The sequence below is a fragment of the Rothia sp. BD8 genome (assembly GCF_044878465.1).
Taxonomy (GTDB): Bacteria; Actinomycetota; Actinomycetes; order Actinomycetales; family Micrococcaceae; genus Rothia; species Rothia kristinae.
Window position 1 is genome coordinate 40,507 of the sequence record NZ_JANJES010000001.1, and the last position, 15,190, is coordinate 55,696.

The 15,190-nt window shown below is 72.2% G+C and carries 13 protein-coding genes and 1 pseudogene; 6 read left to right on the forward strand and 8 right to left on the reverse strand.

Annotation, left to right across the window (positions count from 1 at the left end; all coding sequences use genetic code 11):
• Nucleotides 1-84: 84 nt before the first annotated feature.
• Nucleotides 85-498, reverse strand: coding sequence for a GNAT family N-acetyltransferase (locus tag NQ707_RS00175; RefSeq protein ID WP_061225609.1), 414 nt, complete (start codon nucleotides 496-498; stop codon nucleotides 85-87).
• 227 nt (nucleotides 499-725) lie between these two features.
• Here NQ707_RS00175 and NQ707_RS00180 point away from each other — a divergent pair, with 227 nt between their 5' ends.
• Nucleotides 726-1,637, forward strand: coding sequence for an Abi family protein (locus NQ707_RS00180; RefSeq protein ID WP_404433997.1), 912 nt, complete (start codon nucleotides 726-728; stop codon nucleotides 1,635-1,637).
• A 155-nt stretch (nucleotides 1,638-1,792) separates the two neighbouring features.
• On the opposite strand, the gene asd is transcribed toward NQ707_RS00180, so the two are convergent.
• The 6 genes and pseudogenes from asd to mshD form a co-directional block, all read right to left on the reverse strand.
• Entirely contained in the window at nucleotides 1,793-2,932 is a 1,140-nt protein-coding gene (gene asd, locus NQ707_RS00185; protein WP_404433999.1) for an aspartate-semialdehyde dehydrogenase, read from the reverse strand.
• Between the two features lie 144 nt (nucleotides 2,933-3,076).
• Entirely contained in the window at nucleotides 3,077-3,658 is a 582-nt protein-coding gene (locus tag NQ707_RS00190; RefSeq protein WP_404434001.1) for a dihydrofolate reductase, read from the reverse strand.
• Nucleotides 3,655-4,485 carry a thymidylate synthase gene (locus NQ707_RS00195; RefSeq protein ID WP_404434003.1) on the reverse strand — a complete coding sequence of 277 codons (831 nt, stop codon included), beginning with the start codon at nucleotides 4,483-4,485 and terminating at the stop codon, nucleotides 3,655-3,657. Before NQ707_RS00195 ends, NQ707_RS00190 begins: the two co-directional genes overlap by 4 nt.
• Entirely contained in the window at nucleotides 4,478-5,416 is a 939-nt protein-coding gene (locus NQ707_RS00200; RefSeq protein ID WP_404434007.1) for an NUDIX domain-containing protein, read from the reverse strand. Before NQ707_RS00200 ends, NQ707_RS00195 begins: the two co-directional genes overlap by 8 nt.
• Before the next feature lie 96 nt (nucleotides 5,417-5,512).
• Nucleotides 5,513-7,777: an RNA degradosome polyphosphate kinase gene (locus NQ707_RS00205; protein ID WP_375542949.1), complete on the reverse strand. Its 2,265-nt coding sequence runs from the start codon at nucleotides 7,775-7,777 to the stop codon at nucleotides 5,513-5,515.
• A 30-nt stretch (nucleotides 7,778-7,807) separates the two neighbouring features.
• A pseudogene (mshD, locus tag NQ707_RS00210) lies at nucleotides 7,808-8,839 on the reverse strand (mycothiol synthase); the annotation flags it as partial.
• 218 nt (nucleotides 8,840-9,057) lie between these two features.
• Between mshD and NQ707_RS00215 the strand changes: the two are divergent.
• Together NQ707_RS00215 and NQ707_RS00220 are read left to right on the forward strand one after the other, a co-directional pair.
• Complete coding sequence (locus NQ707_RS00215; RefSeq protein ID WP_404434009.1) at nucleotides 9,058-10,530, forward strand: aminotransferase class III-fold pyridoxal phosphate-dependent enzyme; 1,473 nt, start codon at nucleotides 9,058-9,060, stop codon at nucleotides 10,528-10,530.
• Nucleotides 10,531-10,591: 61 nt separating this feature from the next.
• Nucleotides 10,592-11,395: a VanW family protein gene (locus NQ707_RS00220; protein WP_061225612.1), complete on the forward strand. Its 804-nt coding sequence runs from the start codon at nucleotides 10,592-10,594 to the stop codon at nucleotides 11,393-11,395.
• A gap of 64 nt (nucleotides 11,396-11,459) precedes the next feature.
• Here the strand turns inward: NQ707_RS00220 and NQ707_RS00225 are convergent, their stop codons facing one another.
• Nucleotides 11,460-12,146, reverse strand: coding sequence for a winged-helix domain-containing protein (locus NQ707_RS00225; RefSeq protein WP_058730694.1), 687 nt, complete (start codon nucleotides 12,144-12,146; stop codon nucleotides 11,460-11,462).
• Between the two features lie 210 nt (nucleotides 12,147-12,356).
• Here NQ707_RS00225 and NQ707_RS00230 point away from each other — a divergent pair, with 210 nt between their 5' ends.
• The 3 genes from NQ707_RS00230 to NQ707_RS00240 all read left to right on the forward strand — a co-directional run bounded on the left by NQ707_RS00230 (nucleotide 12,357) and on the right by NQ707_RS00240 (nucleotide 15,088).
• Complete coding sequence (locus NQ707_RS00230; RefSeq protein WP_058730693.1) at nucleotides 12,357-13,046, forward strand: hypothetical protein; 690 nt, start codon at nucleotides 12,357-12,359, stop codon at nucleotides 13,044-13,046.
• A gap of 234 nt (nucleotides 13,047-13,280) precedes the next feature.
• Nucleotides 13,281-13,901 carry an FABP family protein gene (locus NQ707_RS00235; protein ID WP_058730692.1) on the forward strand — a complete coding sequence of 207 codons (621 nt, stop codon included), beginning with the start codon at nucleotides 13,281-13,283 and terminating at the stop codon, nucleotides 13,899-13,901.
• The gene (locus NQ707_RS00240; RefSeq protein WP_404434012.1) at nucleotides 13,898-15,088 is read left to right on the forward strand and encodes a YgfZ/GcvT domain-containing protein; all 1,191 of its coding nucleotides are present in this window, start codon (nucleotides 13,898-13,900) and stop codon (nucleotides 15,086-15,088) included. The genes NQ707_RS00235 and NQ707_RS00240 overlap by 4 nt, the downstream gene beginning before the upstream one ends.
• Nucleotides 15,089-15,190: the final 102 nt, after the last annotated feature.

Here is a 15,190-nt window from a genome sequence, read left to right on the forward strand (position 1 = left end):
GTCTCGACGTCTGGGAGCCACGAGGACGCTCCCAAAGGCCGAAACCCCTCCCAAAACCGGGGCCGGGGAGGGCAGGGCGGCGGGTCAGCGCTGCAGCGTGAGGGTTGTCAGCCCCATCTCCGGGGTGGGGCGGAAGCCCAGCGAGCGGTAGAGATCGATGACCCGCTGGTTCGCGGCGGCGTCGTCCGTGGTGATGTAGATCTGGCGGATCCCCGCGCAGGCCTCCAGCGCCCGGTCCAGCAGCGCCCTCCCGATGCCGCAGCCCTGATGCTCGGGCAGCACCAGCAGATCCTGGATGCAGGCGACGGTGGCGCCGTCGCCGACCACCCGGACCAGCCCCACGAGGCGGTCCCCCTCCCGCGCCGCGAGCACCAGCCAGGCCCCGTCGACCATCGGGCCGAACAGCTCCGGCTCGCGGGTGTAGGCGGACCAGCCGACGGCGTCGTACAGGCGGATCAGCTCGGCGCGCTCCAGCGCCCGGGTCGCGCAGATCTCCATCCCCTCACCCTATCCGCCGCCCGCGCCGTCTCTGCCCGCGTTTGGGAGGGGTTTCGGCGTGTGGGAGCCGCAAGAACGCTCCCACACGCCGAAACCCCTCCCACAGCTGAGGCGGGGGTGGGGAACGGCCGACGAAGCCCGCGGCGATGCGGTAGAATGAGAGACAACAAGACCCGCCAAGGCTAGTCTGCTGGTGACAGCAGATCCTCAAATAGGCGGGTTTCTTCATGTCCAAGGCCCCTTACACCAAACCGTCCCTCTCCCTGCGGGATCAGGCGCTGCGGCTGCGCAGCCGAGGCCTTGACGCACCGGCCGAGAAGATCGAACTGACACTGCGCCGGATGAGCTATTACCGTCTGGCGGGCTACCTGTGGTGGTTCTACGGAGAGGAATGGGAGGTCCTCGAACCCGGCGCCACCCTGGACGAGGTACTGCGCCTCTACGATTTCGATGCGCAGCTGCGATCGCAGATCATGCGCCTATCCCATTCCATCGAAGCCTGGTTGCGGGCTGCGATGACGAACCATCTGGGTCAGGCGCACGGGCCCATGGGATACCTGGACGAGACCCTGTACTCCTCCGCCCCGGCGTTCCGTCGAGACCGGCGCAAACTGGAAGAGTGCATGACCGGCGGGGCACCGGAGCAGTTCATCGAGGAGTTCCGCAACAAGTACCAGGATCCGCTGCCCCCGATCTGGATGGCCGCGGAGATCATGAGTCTGGGGCTCCTCTCCAAGTGGTATGACAACCTCCGTGAGGACAGCCTCCGCAAGGGGATCGCCCGGGAATGCGGGCTGCCGCCCGAGGTGCTCTCCAGGTTTCTGCGCGTCTTCACGGTTCTGCGCAATCGATCTGCCCACCATGCGCGCGTCTGGAACCGGAGGACCTCCCTGCGCGTGGCGACGATCCGTCGTCTTCCTGGGCTGTTGGAACCTTCACTGGCGGGTGCCGACACGGAGCGGATCAACTATCCGCTCTCCCTCGCCGTCTTCATCGTGCGCACCGTGGATCCCTCTGCGTCCGTCATCCGGGATCTGCATCGGCTGCTGTTAGGCGCGGACGAATCGTGGCTGACCGAGATGGATATCCCCGAGGGGATGGCGAAGGACCCGCTGTGGTTCCCCGATCGTGCAGTCTGACCGTCCCGCGGTCGAGCCGCCAGCGCCCTCCTTCCGTGCCCGTTTGGGAGGGGTTTCGGTGTTTGGGAGCCGCGAGAACGCTCCCAAACGCCGAAACCCCTCCCAAAGCCGGGGCGGGCGGGCGGGGCCGGGCCAGCCCGGGGCCGGGCCGCCCGTCAGAGGGTGCCGACGGCGATCTTCAGCATCCGGCGCACCGGCTCGGCCGCGCCCCACAGCAGCTGATCCCCCACGGTGAAGGCGGAGATGTACTCGGGGCCCATCGCCAGCTTGCGGATGCGCCCCACCGGGATCCGCAGGGACCCGGAGGCCGCCACCGGGGTCAGGTCCCGGATCGTGTCCTCCTTGGTGTTGGGCACCACGTGCGCCCACTCGTTGTCCTCGTCGATGATCCGCTCGATCTCCTCCACCGACAGATCCTCGGTGAGCTTCATCGTCAGGGCCTGGGCGTGGGAGCGCATCGTCGCGATCCGCACGCACAGCCCGTCCATGACCACCCGGTCATCGCCGTCCAGGCCCAGGATCTTGTTGGTCTCGGCATCCGCCTTCCACTCCTCGCGGGACTGCCCGTTGCCCAGATCCGCGTCGATCCACGGGATCAGGGAGCCGGCCAGCGGCACCTCGAACTGGGTGGTGTCCAGCTCACCGGAGCGCTGCATCGCCAGCACCTTCCGGTCCACCTCCAGGATCGCCGACGCCGGATCGGACAGCTCCTGCGCGACGGTCCCGGCGACGTCGCGGAACCCGGCCAGCACCTCGCGCATGTGCCGGGCCCCGCCGCCGGAGGCCGCCTGGTAGGTCATCGCGGTGCTCCACTGCACCAGCCCGCGGCGGAACAGTCCGCCCAGGCCCATCAGCAGGCAGGACACGGTGCAGTTGCCGCCGATGAAGTCCCGGATCCCGGCCTCCAGGGCCCGGTCGATGACGTCCCTGTTCACCGGATCCAGCACGATCACGGAGTCCGGCTCCTGGCGCAGGGTCGAGGCGGCGTCGATCCACAGCCCGTCCCACCCGCGTTCGCGCAGCTTCCCGTGCACGGCCTTCGTGTAGTCCCCGCCCTGGGTGGTCACGATGACAGGCAGCAGCGCCAGCTCGTCCAGATCGTAGGCGTCCTGCAGGGTGCTGGGCTCCTCGGCGCCGCGGAAGGTCGGCGCGGGGGAGCCGGCGGCGGAGGTGGAGAAGAACACGGGGGTGAAGTCCGCGAAGTCTCCCTCCTGCTCCAGGCGCTGCATCAGCACGGAGCCGACCATGCCGCGCCAGCCGACGAATCCTACGGGATCTCCAGGGTGGAAAGTCATGGGCCCCAGTCTACGGAAGATGCCCCGCCGGGTGGGGGCCGCGCCGCGGTGGCCGGGCGTTTCGGAAGCGGTCGGCGGGTTGCGAAGCGGTGAGGCCGCTCCACAACCCGCCGACCGCTCCCCAAACGGCCGCGAAGCGTGAGCTCAGCGGGTGGCCTCCAGGAAGCGATAGGGCAGCGCCGCGGGGGACAGGGCGCCGTCGGGACCGGCCACCCGGGCCTTCGGGTCGACGCCGGAGCCCAGTTCCCGCAAAGACCACTCCGGGCCCAGCTGCGGGGCGCGGGCGTCTCCGGGCACCTCGGCGTCCAGCTGCGTGACCAGCACCCGGGACACCCGGCCCCCGCGCACCACCGGAAGGTCCTCGGCCCCCAGCGCCCGGTCGTACAGGGACGCCCCGCCGAGCAGCCAGATCCGCTCCGACCCACTGGGCGCCTCGGCGGCGACCCGCAGGGCCTCGGGCAGATCGCGGACCCACCGGGCGCCGTCGTGCTCCCCGGGGGAGACGGTGCGCGAGAGCACGATGTTGGTCCGCCCCGGCAGGGGGCGGAACCGCTGCGGGAAGGACTGCCAGGTGGCCCGGCCCATGATGACCGGATAGCCCATCGTGCGCTCGCGGAAGAACGCGAAGTCCGCGGGACAGTGCCACGGCATCCCCCCGTCCCGTCCGATCACCTCTCCGGCGGCCTGCGCCCAGATCGCCGCCAGCTCGGGGCCCACCCCGCTCATACGGCGATCGGCGCCTTGATCGTCGGGTGCGGGTCGTAGCCCACCAGCTCGAAGTCCTCGTACTCGTAGGCATCCAGGGAGTCGCGGTGCCGGAACCGCAGCTGAGGGTACGGGCGCGGCTCGCGGCTCAGCTGCTCGGCCACCTGCTCCCGGTGGTTGTCGTAGATGTGGCAGTCCCCGCCGGACCACACGAACTCCCCGGGCTGAAGGCCCACCTGGTCGGCGACCAGCAGCGTCAGCAGCGCGTAGGAGGCGATGTTGAACGGCACCCCGAGGAACATGTCCGCGGAGCGCTGGTAGAGCTGGCAGGACAGCCGGTGCGGGGCCCCGGCATCGTCCGGGACCACATAGAACTGGAACAGCGCGTGGCACGGGGGCAGGGCCATGTCCTCCACCTCGGCCGGATTCCACGCGGAGACCACGTGCCGGCGGGAGAACGGGTTCTCCCGGAGGGAGCGGATCACCTGGGCGATCTGGTCGATGTGCCCGCCCGACGGCGTGGGCCAGGAGCGCCACTGCACCCCGTAGACCGGGCCCAGCTCGCCGTCCTCATCGGCCCACTCGTCCCAGATGCTCACCCCGCGCTCCTGCAGCCAGCGCACGTTGGAGGAGCCGCGCAGGAACCACAGCAGCTCCAGGGCCACGGACTTGAAGTGCACCCGCTTGGTGGTCAGCAGCGGGAAGGACTCGGCCAGGTCGAAGCGCATCTGCCGGCCGAACACCCCCGTGGTCCCGGTGCCGGTGCGGTCCGGACGGTGCGTGCCGTGAGACAGGATGTCGCGCAGCAGGTCCTCGTAGGGGGTGGGGATCGACGTCGTCTCAGTCATCGCTGGGCTTCACCTGCTCCAGGGAGACCACGCGGCCCCGGTGCTTCCGGCTCACATTGAGCACGATCATCTCCCCGGGGCTCAGGTACGGGTCCTCGGTGGGCAGCTGGGCGCGCAGCGCCCTGGGCAGGTGCCGGTCCACCACGGCCAGCACCGTGGGCAGCACCGGCCGGTGCGTGCACACCACGGTGGAGGTCCCGGATTCGAACACGGCCTCCATCAGCTTGGCGACCTTCCCCGGCTTGCGGGAGTGCTCCGCCTCGGTCAGGCGCTTCTTGTCCTTGATCACCAGGCCCTCGGCCTTCGCGTACCCGGCGACCGTCTGCATGCAGCGCACCCACGGACTGGAGATGACCTTCTGCGGCTTCCACGCCGCCAGCAGCTTCCCCACGGCCACCGCCTGGCGCTTGCCGGTCGCGGCCAGGGGCCGATCGCCCTCGGCCCGGGACCACGACGAGCGCGGCTTGGCCTTGGCGTGGCGCACCACGATGACGGCGCGGGTGCGCAGATCCTGCGCCTCGTGCAGGGCCACCAGCCGGTCCAGGGGCTCGGTGTCGGTGGCGTTGGTCAGCAGGTCCCGGGCCTGCTCCGGGGTGACCCAGCGCAGCTCGTCCACCTCGCCGCCGTCCTGGTGGGCCTGGGCGGAGGCGGGTACGTGCGCGGCCCAGTAGTGCACGTCCTTGCGGCCCTGCTTGACCTGGTAGGTGGTCACCGCCAGGGGGGCGCCCAGGGTGATGCTCAGGCCCACCTCCTCGGCGACCTCCCGGATCGCGGTCTGCGGCACGGATTCGCCGTCGTCGCGCTTGCCCTTGGGCCAGGACCAGTCGTCGTACTTGGGGCGGTGGATGATCAGGACCTCCAGCACGCCCTCGCGCTCGCGCCAGCACAGGGCGCCGGCGGCGACGACGGCGGGGAAAGAGGGCTTGGACATGATCGGGGAGCTTCCTTCGGGTGAGGGGATCGATGACGGCTGCGCGCGCACTGGGGCCCCGACGCGCCGGGGCGGCGGGACCCGCGGGAGGCTGGCTCAGCCTCGGGAGGAGGAGCCCTGCCGGGCCCGGGACTCCAGGTAGTGGCTCTGCACATCCATCAGCGGGCGCCCCTGGGCGTCCAGCGCGTGGCGGGTCCACACGCCGTCGCCGTCCAGGTGCCAGGTGGAGGTGCGCTCGGAGAGGTAGAGGTCGAACAGGGTCAGCAGGTACTCCACGTGCACCGGGTCCTTGATCCGCACCAGCGCCTCCACGCGCCGATCCAGGTTCCGGTGCATCATGTCCGCGGAGCCGATGTAGACCACCGGCTTGCCGCCGTTGGCGAAGGTGAACACCCGCGAGTGCTCCAGGAACCGGCCCAGCACGGAGCGCACCGTGATGTTCTCGGACAGTCCCGGCACGCCCGGGCGCAGCGCGCAGATCCCGCGCACGACGACGTCCACGCGCACCCCGGCCTGCGAGGCCCGGTACAGGGAGTCGATGATCGCCTCATCGACCATGGAGTTGCACTTGATCTGGATCTTCGCGGCCAGCCCGGCCCGCTGGTGGGCGATCTCCCGGTTGATCCGGTCGATCAGGCCCGAGCGCAGCGAGCGCGGGGCCACCAGCAGGGACTTGAAGGTGGTCTTCGGGGCGTACCCGGAGAGCTGGTTGAACAGCCGGGAGACGTCCTCGCCGATCTGCGCATCGCAGGTCAGCAGGCCGAGGTCCTCATAGAACCGGGCGGTGGAGGGGTGGTAGTTGCCGGTGCCGATGTGGCAGTACCGGCGCAGCCCGTCGGCCTCCCGGCGCACCACCAGGGACAGCTTGCAGTGGGTCTTCAGCCCGACGATGCCGTAGACCACGTGCACCCCGGCCTCCTCGAGCTTGCGGGCCCAGGAGATGTTGGCCTGCTCGTCGAAGCGCGCCTTGATCTCCACCAGGGCCAGCACCTGCTTGCCGGCCTCCGCGGCCTCGATCAGGGCGTCCACGATGGGGGAGTCCCCGGAGGTGCGGTACAGGGTCTGCTTGATCGCCATGACGTTCGGGTCCGCCGCGGCCTGCTCCAGGAAGGCCTGGACGCTGGTGGCGAAGGAGTCGTACGGGTGGTGCAGCAGCACGTCGTGGTCCCGGGTCGCGGCGAACACGTCCGCGGCCTTGGCGGTCTCCGCGGCGTTGAGGAAGCGGCTGGTGTGGGCCACATAGGTGGGGTAGTGCAGCCGGGGCCGGTTGACCTTGACGATGTTGGACACCCCGCGCAGGTCCAGCGGGGCGGGCAGCTGGTACACCTCGGACTCGTCGATGCGCAGCTCCGAGACCAGCAGGTCCAGGATCGCGGGGTTGATGGAGTCCTCCACCTCCAGGCGCACGGGCGGGCCGAAGCGTCGGCGCAGCAGCTCCTTCTCCAGGGCCTTCAGGAGGTTCTCGGCGTCATCCTCCTCGACCTCCAGGTCCTCGTTGCGGGTCACCCGGAACACATGGTGCTCCACGACCTCCATGCCGGGGAACAGCTGGTCCAGGTGCTGGGCGATGACGGTCTCCAGCGGGATGAACCGGGCCGGGCGGGAGGAGGAGTTGGTGGTCTTGGGCCCGTCCACGGAGATCATCCGGGTCAGCTGGTCCGGGACCTTGACGCGGGCGAACAGCTCCTTGCCGGTCTGCGGGTTGCGCACGATGACGGCGAGGTTCAGGGCCAGCCCGGAGATGTACGGGAAGGGGTGGGCCGGGTCCACGGCCAGCGGGGTGAGGATCGGGAAGACCCGCTCCTGGAACTCGGCGGACAGCCGCTGCCGGGCCTCCTCCTCCAGGTCCTCCCAGCCGACGATGAACAGGTTCTCCTCCTCCAGGCGGGGCAGCACCTGCTCATGGAAGACCTGCGCGTGGCGCTGCTGCAGCCGGTGGGCGGATTCGGAGATCTCCTCCATCTGCTCCTCCGGGGTCAGCCCGGCCGCGGAGGGCACGGCGATGCCGGTGGCGATGCGCCGCTTGAGCCCCGCGACCCGGACCATGAAGAACTCGTCCAGGTTGGAGGCGACGATGGAGAGGAAGTTCAGCCGCTCCAGCAGGTAGAGGTTCGGGTCCTCGGCCAGCTCCAGCACCCGGGTGTTGAAGTCCAGCCAGGAGGTCTCCCGGTCCAGGAAGCGCTCCGAGCCGAAGTCCCCCTGCAGCAGCGGGGTGGAGAAGTGCTCGGGCTCGTCGATGCGGTCCCCGCGGGTCTCGGCGCGCTCGATCTTGGCGATGTCGGAGATCTCGGCCGGGCGGGTGAGGTTCGCGCTCGGGGCGGGGGCGGCGTCGTCCTGCCCGGCGGGCCCGGGGGCGTACATCGTGTCCACGTCCCACGGGACGAAGCCCAGGGAGCGGTACAGGCTCACCGCCGGGGCGTTGTCCGCGTCCACGTACAGGACGATGGCGGCCAGCGGCTCCTCCTGCGCGTCCTCGCCGGTGCCCAGGCGCGCCAGCCAGTCCATGCCGGCCAAGGTCAGGGCCTTGCCCAGCCCGGTGCCCTGCGCGTCCGGGGCCACGCCGACGGCGTAGACCTCGCCCTCGCGCGGGCCCTGCTGATCCGTCTCGATCTTGGTCCAGTGGAAGCCCAGCAGCCCGGAGCCGCCGTCGGCGCCTTCGGAGGTCTCGGCGAGGAAGAAGCCCTCGGGGCGGAACCAGTCCTCGGCGGTGCGGGCGTCCAGGTCCGCGCGGGTCAGGCGGCCCTGCTCGGGGTGCTCGGCGAAGGCCTGGGCGTTCAGGCGCAGCCAGGCCTCGGCGTCCTCGGGGGTCCAGGTGCGCAGGTGCACCGGGGCGGCGGGCTCATGGGCGGCGGCCTGCTCGGCGATCGAGCGGCGGGCGGCATCGGTGAGCTCCAGGCGCATCTTCCACAGCTCGCGCACCGCGTGCAGCCCGAGGTCCTTGGCCAGCTGCACGGCGGCCAGGGGCGCGGAGTACTCCCGGGAGTCCCCGGCCAGCCCCGAGCCGTGCACCCAGGCGCGGTAGCGGGGCAGGTCCTCGCCGAGGCCCTCCTCGCCCAGGGCGGTCTCCAGCAGGGCCCGGCCGAGCCCGGCGCCGCGTCGATCGGGGGCGACGACGGCCTCCAGCGTGCCGGTGGACTCCTCGTCCTGCGGGTCCGGGGCGGTGGCCACGGCCGCGGCGAGCGCCTGCCCGTCCTCCTCGGCGATGACCAGCAGGATCCGCTCGGCGTCGTCGCGGGCGGCCCGGCGCAGCTGCACGAGGGTCTGCTCGGAGAAGGGGGCGGCGCCGTCGTGCTCGCGGGCCTGCTCGGCCAGGCGCTCGACGGCGCGCACGCGCTCGGGAGTCGGGGCGAGGACCGCGGGGTGCGGCTGCCCGCTGGGGGTCTGGGAGGGGTTCTGGGTGTGCAGCTCGGCGGAAGTGGACACGTGGACGTTCCCGTTTCTCTCGCGGCCAGGATCGCGCCGCGCACGCGCGACGACTGCTCCCAGTCTACTGCCCGCCCGGTGCGACGGCGCAGACGTCGTTCCGACGGTGCGCGCTCGTCGTCCGGCGGCAATGCGCGGGAAACACGCGGCTCCTAGGCTCGCCGTACGCCGCGCCGGACCCGCCCCGGGACGACCTCCGGCACGAGGAAGGACCCGCCATGACCGTCACCTCCGCCCGCATCACCCCCGTCTCCGACGCCTGCGGGCAGGCCGATCCCGCGCCCGGTGCGGATCCGGGCCGGACCTCGGAGATCGACACTCTGGGGATCGACACCCAGGAGATCGCCGCCCAGCATCGGGATCACGTGCTGCAGTCCTGGTCCGTCTCCGGGGGCCCGGTGCACACCATCACCCGGGCGGAGGGGATCTGGCTGTGGGATGAGACCGGTCGGCGGATCGCGGACATGTCCTCGCTGATGGTCTGCGCCAACCTCGGCCACGGCCACCCCCGCATCGCCGAGGCGATCGCCGAGCAGGCCCGCCGCTTCTGCTTCATGTCCCCCGCCTTCGCCACCGAGCCCAAGTCTCGGCTGGCCGCGCGCCTGGTCGCCCTGGCCGGGCGGGAGCACTTCGCCCGGGTGATGTTCACCAACGGCGGGGCGGAGTCCAACGAGCACGCGCTGCGCATCGCCCGCACCGTCACGGGCCGGACCAAGGTCTTCTCCAGCTACCGCAGCTACCACGGGGCCACGGCCGGGGCCGCGCAGGCCACCGGGGACTGGCGCCGGCTCGGGGCCGAGCAGGGCGCGGGCGCGGGCTTCGTGAAGTTCCTGTCCCCGCACCCGTACCAGGACGGCTGGTCCGGCGAGGCTGCGGACGCCGCGGCCACGGAGCGGGCCCTGGCGGATCTGGAGCGCCAGCTGCGCTTCGAGGGCCCGGAGACGGTCGCCGCGATCATCGTGGAGCCGGTGGTCGGGGCCAACGGCGTCATCATCCCGCCGGAGGGCTACCTGCCCGGGCTGCGGCGGCTGTGCGACCGGTACGGGATCCTGCTGATCTTCGACGAGGTGATGACCGGCTTCGGGCGCACCGGGACGATGTTCGCCTGGCAGGGCTTCGGCGTCGTGCCGGATCTGATGACCTTCGCCAAGGGCGTGGACAACGCGGCGGTGCCGCTGGGCGGGGTGCTGGTCTCCCGGGAGATCGCCCGGTTCTTCGAGGAGCACCCGCTGCCCGGCGGGCTCACCTACTCCGGGCACACCCTCGCGTGCGCCGCGGCCAACGCGGCCCTGGACGCCTACGAGCAGGACGGGGTGCTGGAGCACGTGGCGCAGACCGCCCCGGTGCTCGCGGACTTCCTGGACCGGATGGCCCGGGAGCACGAGTGCGTGGGCCAGGTGCGCCACCTCGGGATGTTCGCCGCGGTGGAGCTGGTCTCGGACCGGGAGGCCCGCACCCCGCTGGTGGGGTACCGGTCTTCGGACCCGGTGATGAAGCGGATCATCGGTCGGCTGTACGACCGGGGCTTCAGCACCTTCGGGCGGGAGAACACCCTGCACGTCAGTCCGCCCCTGACGATCACCACCCAGGAGCTGGAGCAGGTCCTGCCGATCCTCGACGAGGTGCTCGGCTGGGTGGACCGCGAGATGCTGCCGGCCCGGCGGGCCGCGGCGAAGGATATGGAGGACTGAGCCGTGCCGGGCCGCGGGACGGGGCTGGGCGGATGCCGCGCCGTGGGCTATCTTCTGTGATATGGCTCGCAGACTCTTCTCGGACATCTCCCCGCTGACGTATCAGATCGCGATCCAGCGGCAGCGCCTGCAGCGGCACCTGGCCGACCTGCCGCGGCGTCGGAGCTTCGCCGCGCCGCGCAGCGCCGAGGATCTGCCGACGCGGATCTACGGGCACAACTCGCTGATCCGGCGTCGCCTGGGCAGCACGGAGCAGCACCTGCAGGAGGGCAAGGCCCGGTCCCTGGCCATCGCCGCCCCCCTGGTGGACGGGATCCTGATCCGGCCGGGGCAGACCTTCTCCTTCTGGCGGCTGGTGGGCAACCCCACCGCCGCCCGCGGCTTCCAGCCCGGGGTGGTCATCCAGGGGGACCACGCGGAGTCGGGCATCGGCGGCGGGATGTGCCAGTTCACCAACCTGCTGCACTGGATGGCGCTGCACTCCGAGCTGACCATCACCGAGCACCACCACCACTCCGGGCTGGACCTGTTCCCGGACTTCAAGCGCCAGATCCCCTACGGCACCGGGACCTCGATCATCTACAACTTCCTGGATTATCGGGTGCACAACGGCACGGACCGCACCCACCAGTTCCGGGTCGCCGTGGACGGGGAGCACCTGCGGGGCCAGCTGCGCGCGGAGCGGCCGGGGGAGTTCAAGTACCACATCCTCGAGGAGGACGCGTACTTCTACGAGGACGCCGACGACGCCGGGGCCGCCCAGGTGCGTCGGCACAACGTCATCGTGCGCGAGACCCGCAGCCGACGCACCGGGGACACCATCGGGCGCGAGCGCCTCCTGGAGAACGACGCCCTGGTGTGCTAAGACCGCGAGCTGGTGCGCGGGACCATCCTGGCCGCCAAACCCGGGGCCGCGAGCGGCTGAGCCGTCAGCCCTTCGGCGCGTGCATCGAGTAGCCGACGTTGCGCACCGTGGTGATCATCTGCTCGTGATCCGCCCCGAGCTTGGCCCGCAGGCGCCGGATGTGCACATCCACGGTGCGCGTGCCGCCGTAGTAGTCGTAGCCCCACACCTCGCTGAGCAGCTGGGCGCGGGTGAACACGTGCCCGGGATTCTGCGCGAGGAACTTCAGCAGCTCGAACTCCTTGTACGTCAGGTTCAGCGGCTGCCCGTCGATCCGGGCGCTGTAGCCCGCCTCGTCCACGACGACTGCCCCGCACCGGATCAGCTCCGCGGCGGGAGCGGGGGCGGGGGTGGGGCTGCGACGGTCGCCCAGCAGGAGGCGCAGCCGCGCCTCGGCCTCGGCCGGGCCGGCGTCGGGCAGCAGGAAGTCGTCCACGGGCCACTCGGGGGTCACCGCGCTGAGCGTGCCCTCCGTGAGCACCGCCAGGATCGGCAGCTCGGGGGCCTGGGCGCGCAGCAGCCGGGCGGCGTTGCGCGCCTGCAGCACCTGCGCGCGGGCATCCAGCAGCAGCAGGTCCGGGCCGTGGCGTCGGATGGAGTCCAGGCTCGTCCCCAGGCCCACGCGGTGCACGTCATGGGCGAGCAGCTCCAGGGCGGGCAGGGCCGCCGCGGCCTGCTCGGCGGTGTCGCTGAGGACGAGGATCTGGGACACGGAGGCTTCCTTCCCTCGGTCACGGGTGCGGGATGCGACCGCGTCTGTGCGGACGAGCACAGTATAGGCCGATGGCGCGGGGACCCGGCGCGCCCCCGACGTCGGCCACGGCGCCCGGTAGACTCGGCACCGTCCGCCCTCGGGCGCCGCCAGGCCCGTGCCGTCCCCGCGCCGTCGCCCGCCCCGATCGACTCAGGAGGCCCGCCCGCCGTGACCCCGTCAGCGACTCCCACCCGCGGTGAGCGGCTGCGCAGCGCCGGGCGCTCCGGCCCCTCCCGCTACCGGCTCGTCGCCGGATCCGCCGTCCTGGGCCTGGCCGTCTCCCTGCTGTGCGCGGTGTGGGCCCCGCAGGCCTCCGCGGTGGCCACCGTCGCGATGGTCCTGGTCATCGCGTGGGGTTGGCCGGCAGCCTCCGGGGTGGCCCAGCAGCGCGGCGGGGAGGTGTTGCCGGTGCACACCGGGATCATCGGCGCCAGCGGCTTGGCGGCCTGCGCGGTCGTGCTGCTGACGGCCTCGGCCTCGCTGGTGACGCTGCTGCCGGCCGTCGTCGCCGTGGGGGTGCTGGCCTGCTTCATCGGGGAGCTGGTGCGCGGGGAGGGGGCGCCCGCCCGGCTGGAGTCCGTGATCTCCGCGGTGACCGGGGTGCTGGCCGCGGTCAGCTCCGCCGGGTGGATCGCGATGGCCCTGGTGCACGAGCAGACCCGGGCCGGGTGGGCCGTGTGGGTCTGCGGCGCGGTGATCGCGGTGCTGATCGCCGGGGTCGGCGTCCGGCTGATCGCGGCGGGGCCTGCGGATGGCCCGCGGCGCGGGGCCGTGACCCTCGGGCTGGTGCCGGTCGCGTTCTTCGGGATCCTGGGCTGCGCCGGAACCTTCCTGCTGCTGCGCGTGGTAGCTTGGTGACCATGATCATGGCACTCGAGATCTTCTTCCTGTCCCTGCTGGGCCTGGCCTCCCTGGGCATCGCGGGCTCCGCGGTCCTCGTGGTGGCCCGGCTGTTCAAGGGCCAGAAGTGACCCATCGACGCTGACCGCCGCGGCGGTCGCGCGAACGGGCCCCGGGCACTGCCGCCCGGGGCCCGTTCGCGTCCGAGGGAAAGCCCGCGCGGGCCTGAGGCTGCGCGCCTAGGATGGGGCCATGGCTATCGAGATCCCCTCAGACATGACTCCCGAGCTCGTCCCCTTCGCCTGGCTGCTCGGCCAGTGGGAGGGCGTGGGCGTGCTCGGCTACGGCCAGGACGTCCCCGATCGGCAGTTCGGGCAGATCGTCTCCTTCACCCAGTCCGGCCTGCCGTTCATCGAGTACCGCGCCGAGTCCTACCTGCTGGACGAGGAGGGGCAGCGCACCCGCCCCATCAGCGTGGAGACCGGCTTCTGGCAGCTGGGCCGGAAGCTGCAGGAGGGCGACCTCGGCCCCGGGCTCATCCCCGGCGCGGCCGAACCGACTCTGGCCACCGCCGCGGACGTGGAGAGGCTGCGCCGAGAGGAGGGCGGCTTCGAGATCACCGCGAACATCAACCACCCCGGCGGGGTCAGCGAGCTGTACGTGGGCGTCATCGACGGGCCCCGCATCCAGATGGCCACCGACGCCGTGATGCGGGCCGAGGGAGCCAAGGAGTACACCGCCGCCTCCCGGATGTACGGGCTGGTCAACGGCGAGCTGATGTGGGCCTGGGACATGGCCGCCCTCGGGCACGAGATGGCCTCCCACGCCTCCGCGCGCCTGCGCCGCACGGACGCGGCCGAGGTGGTGCGGTGAGTCCCGAACGCTCACCCCTGCTGGACCGGCACGGCGCGGTGCCGGCGGAGGCCCCGGACCAGGCGGTCCCCGCCCACTACGGCGACCCCCTGCGCGAACAGCGCCGCCTGGCCCGCTCCACCCCCGCCTCCCCGGTGCTGGTGGACTCATCCCACCTGGGCGTCGTCGAGGTGACGGGGCAGGACCGGGCCAGCTGGCTGACCACCCTGTCCTCCCAGGTGCTCACCGGCCTGCCCGCCGGGTCCTCCGCGGAGCTGGCCCTGCTCTCCGCGCAGGGGCGGCTCGAGTACGTCCCCCACGCGATCATCGGCGAGGACCGGATCCTGCTGATCGTGGAGCCGGGGCAGGAGCAGCCGCTGACGGCGTTCCTGGACTCGATGCGCTTCATGCTGCGGGTGCAGGTCCGGGCGGCCGCCGCGGACTGGGCCGTGGTGGGGCTGCGTGTGGACCCGCGGGATGCCGCCGTGCTGGCGCCGTTCCTGGCGCGCGCGGGCGAGTCCGGGCTGCCGCTGGTGTGGCGGGACCCGTGGCCCGGCGTCGTGCCCGGCGGCACCAGCTACGCCGCCGTCGCGGAGCACCCCGGGGCCCAGCGCACCTGGTACGAGGCCCTGGTGCCGCGCGAGCGGCTGCCGGAGCTGGCGGGCCTGGCCGAGGCGGACCCGGCGCCGCTGGGCTGGGCCGGGCTGTGGGCCGCGGAGGCCCTGCGCATCGCGGAGTGGCGCCCGCGCGCCGCCCGGGAGATCGATGAGCGGGCCATCCCGCACGAGCTGGATCTGATGCGCACCGCCGTGCACCTGGCCAAGGGCTGCTACAAGGGCCAGGAGACCGTGGCCCGCGTGCACAACCTGGGCCACCCGCCCCGGCGCCTGGCCTTCCTGGACCTGGACGGCTCGGAGCACACCCTGCCCGCTCTCGGCTCGCCGGTGTGCGTGGAGGGCAGTGCCCGCCCGGTGGGGCGGGTGACCTCCGCGGCCCTGCACCACGAGGCCGGGCCCATCGCCCTGGCCGTGCTCAAGCGCTCGGTGGACCCCGCCGCCGCCCTGCGGGTGGTGGATCCGGGGCAGCCCGGTGAGGACGGGGAGCCCGCGGGGACCGTCTACGCCGCGGCCCAGACCGTGATCGTGGACCCGGAGGCCGGGCAGGTGGCCGGCCGACGGCACCGCGCGGACTTCCTGCGCCAGCCGTGATGTCCGGCTAGCCCGGCCGCACCGACGACGACGGCCCGGCCGTCTCCCCTCGCGATGAGGGAGGACGGCCGGGCCGTCGTCGTGCTCGGCCGGGCGGCGTCG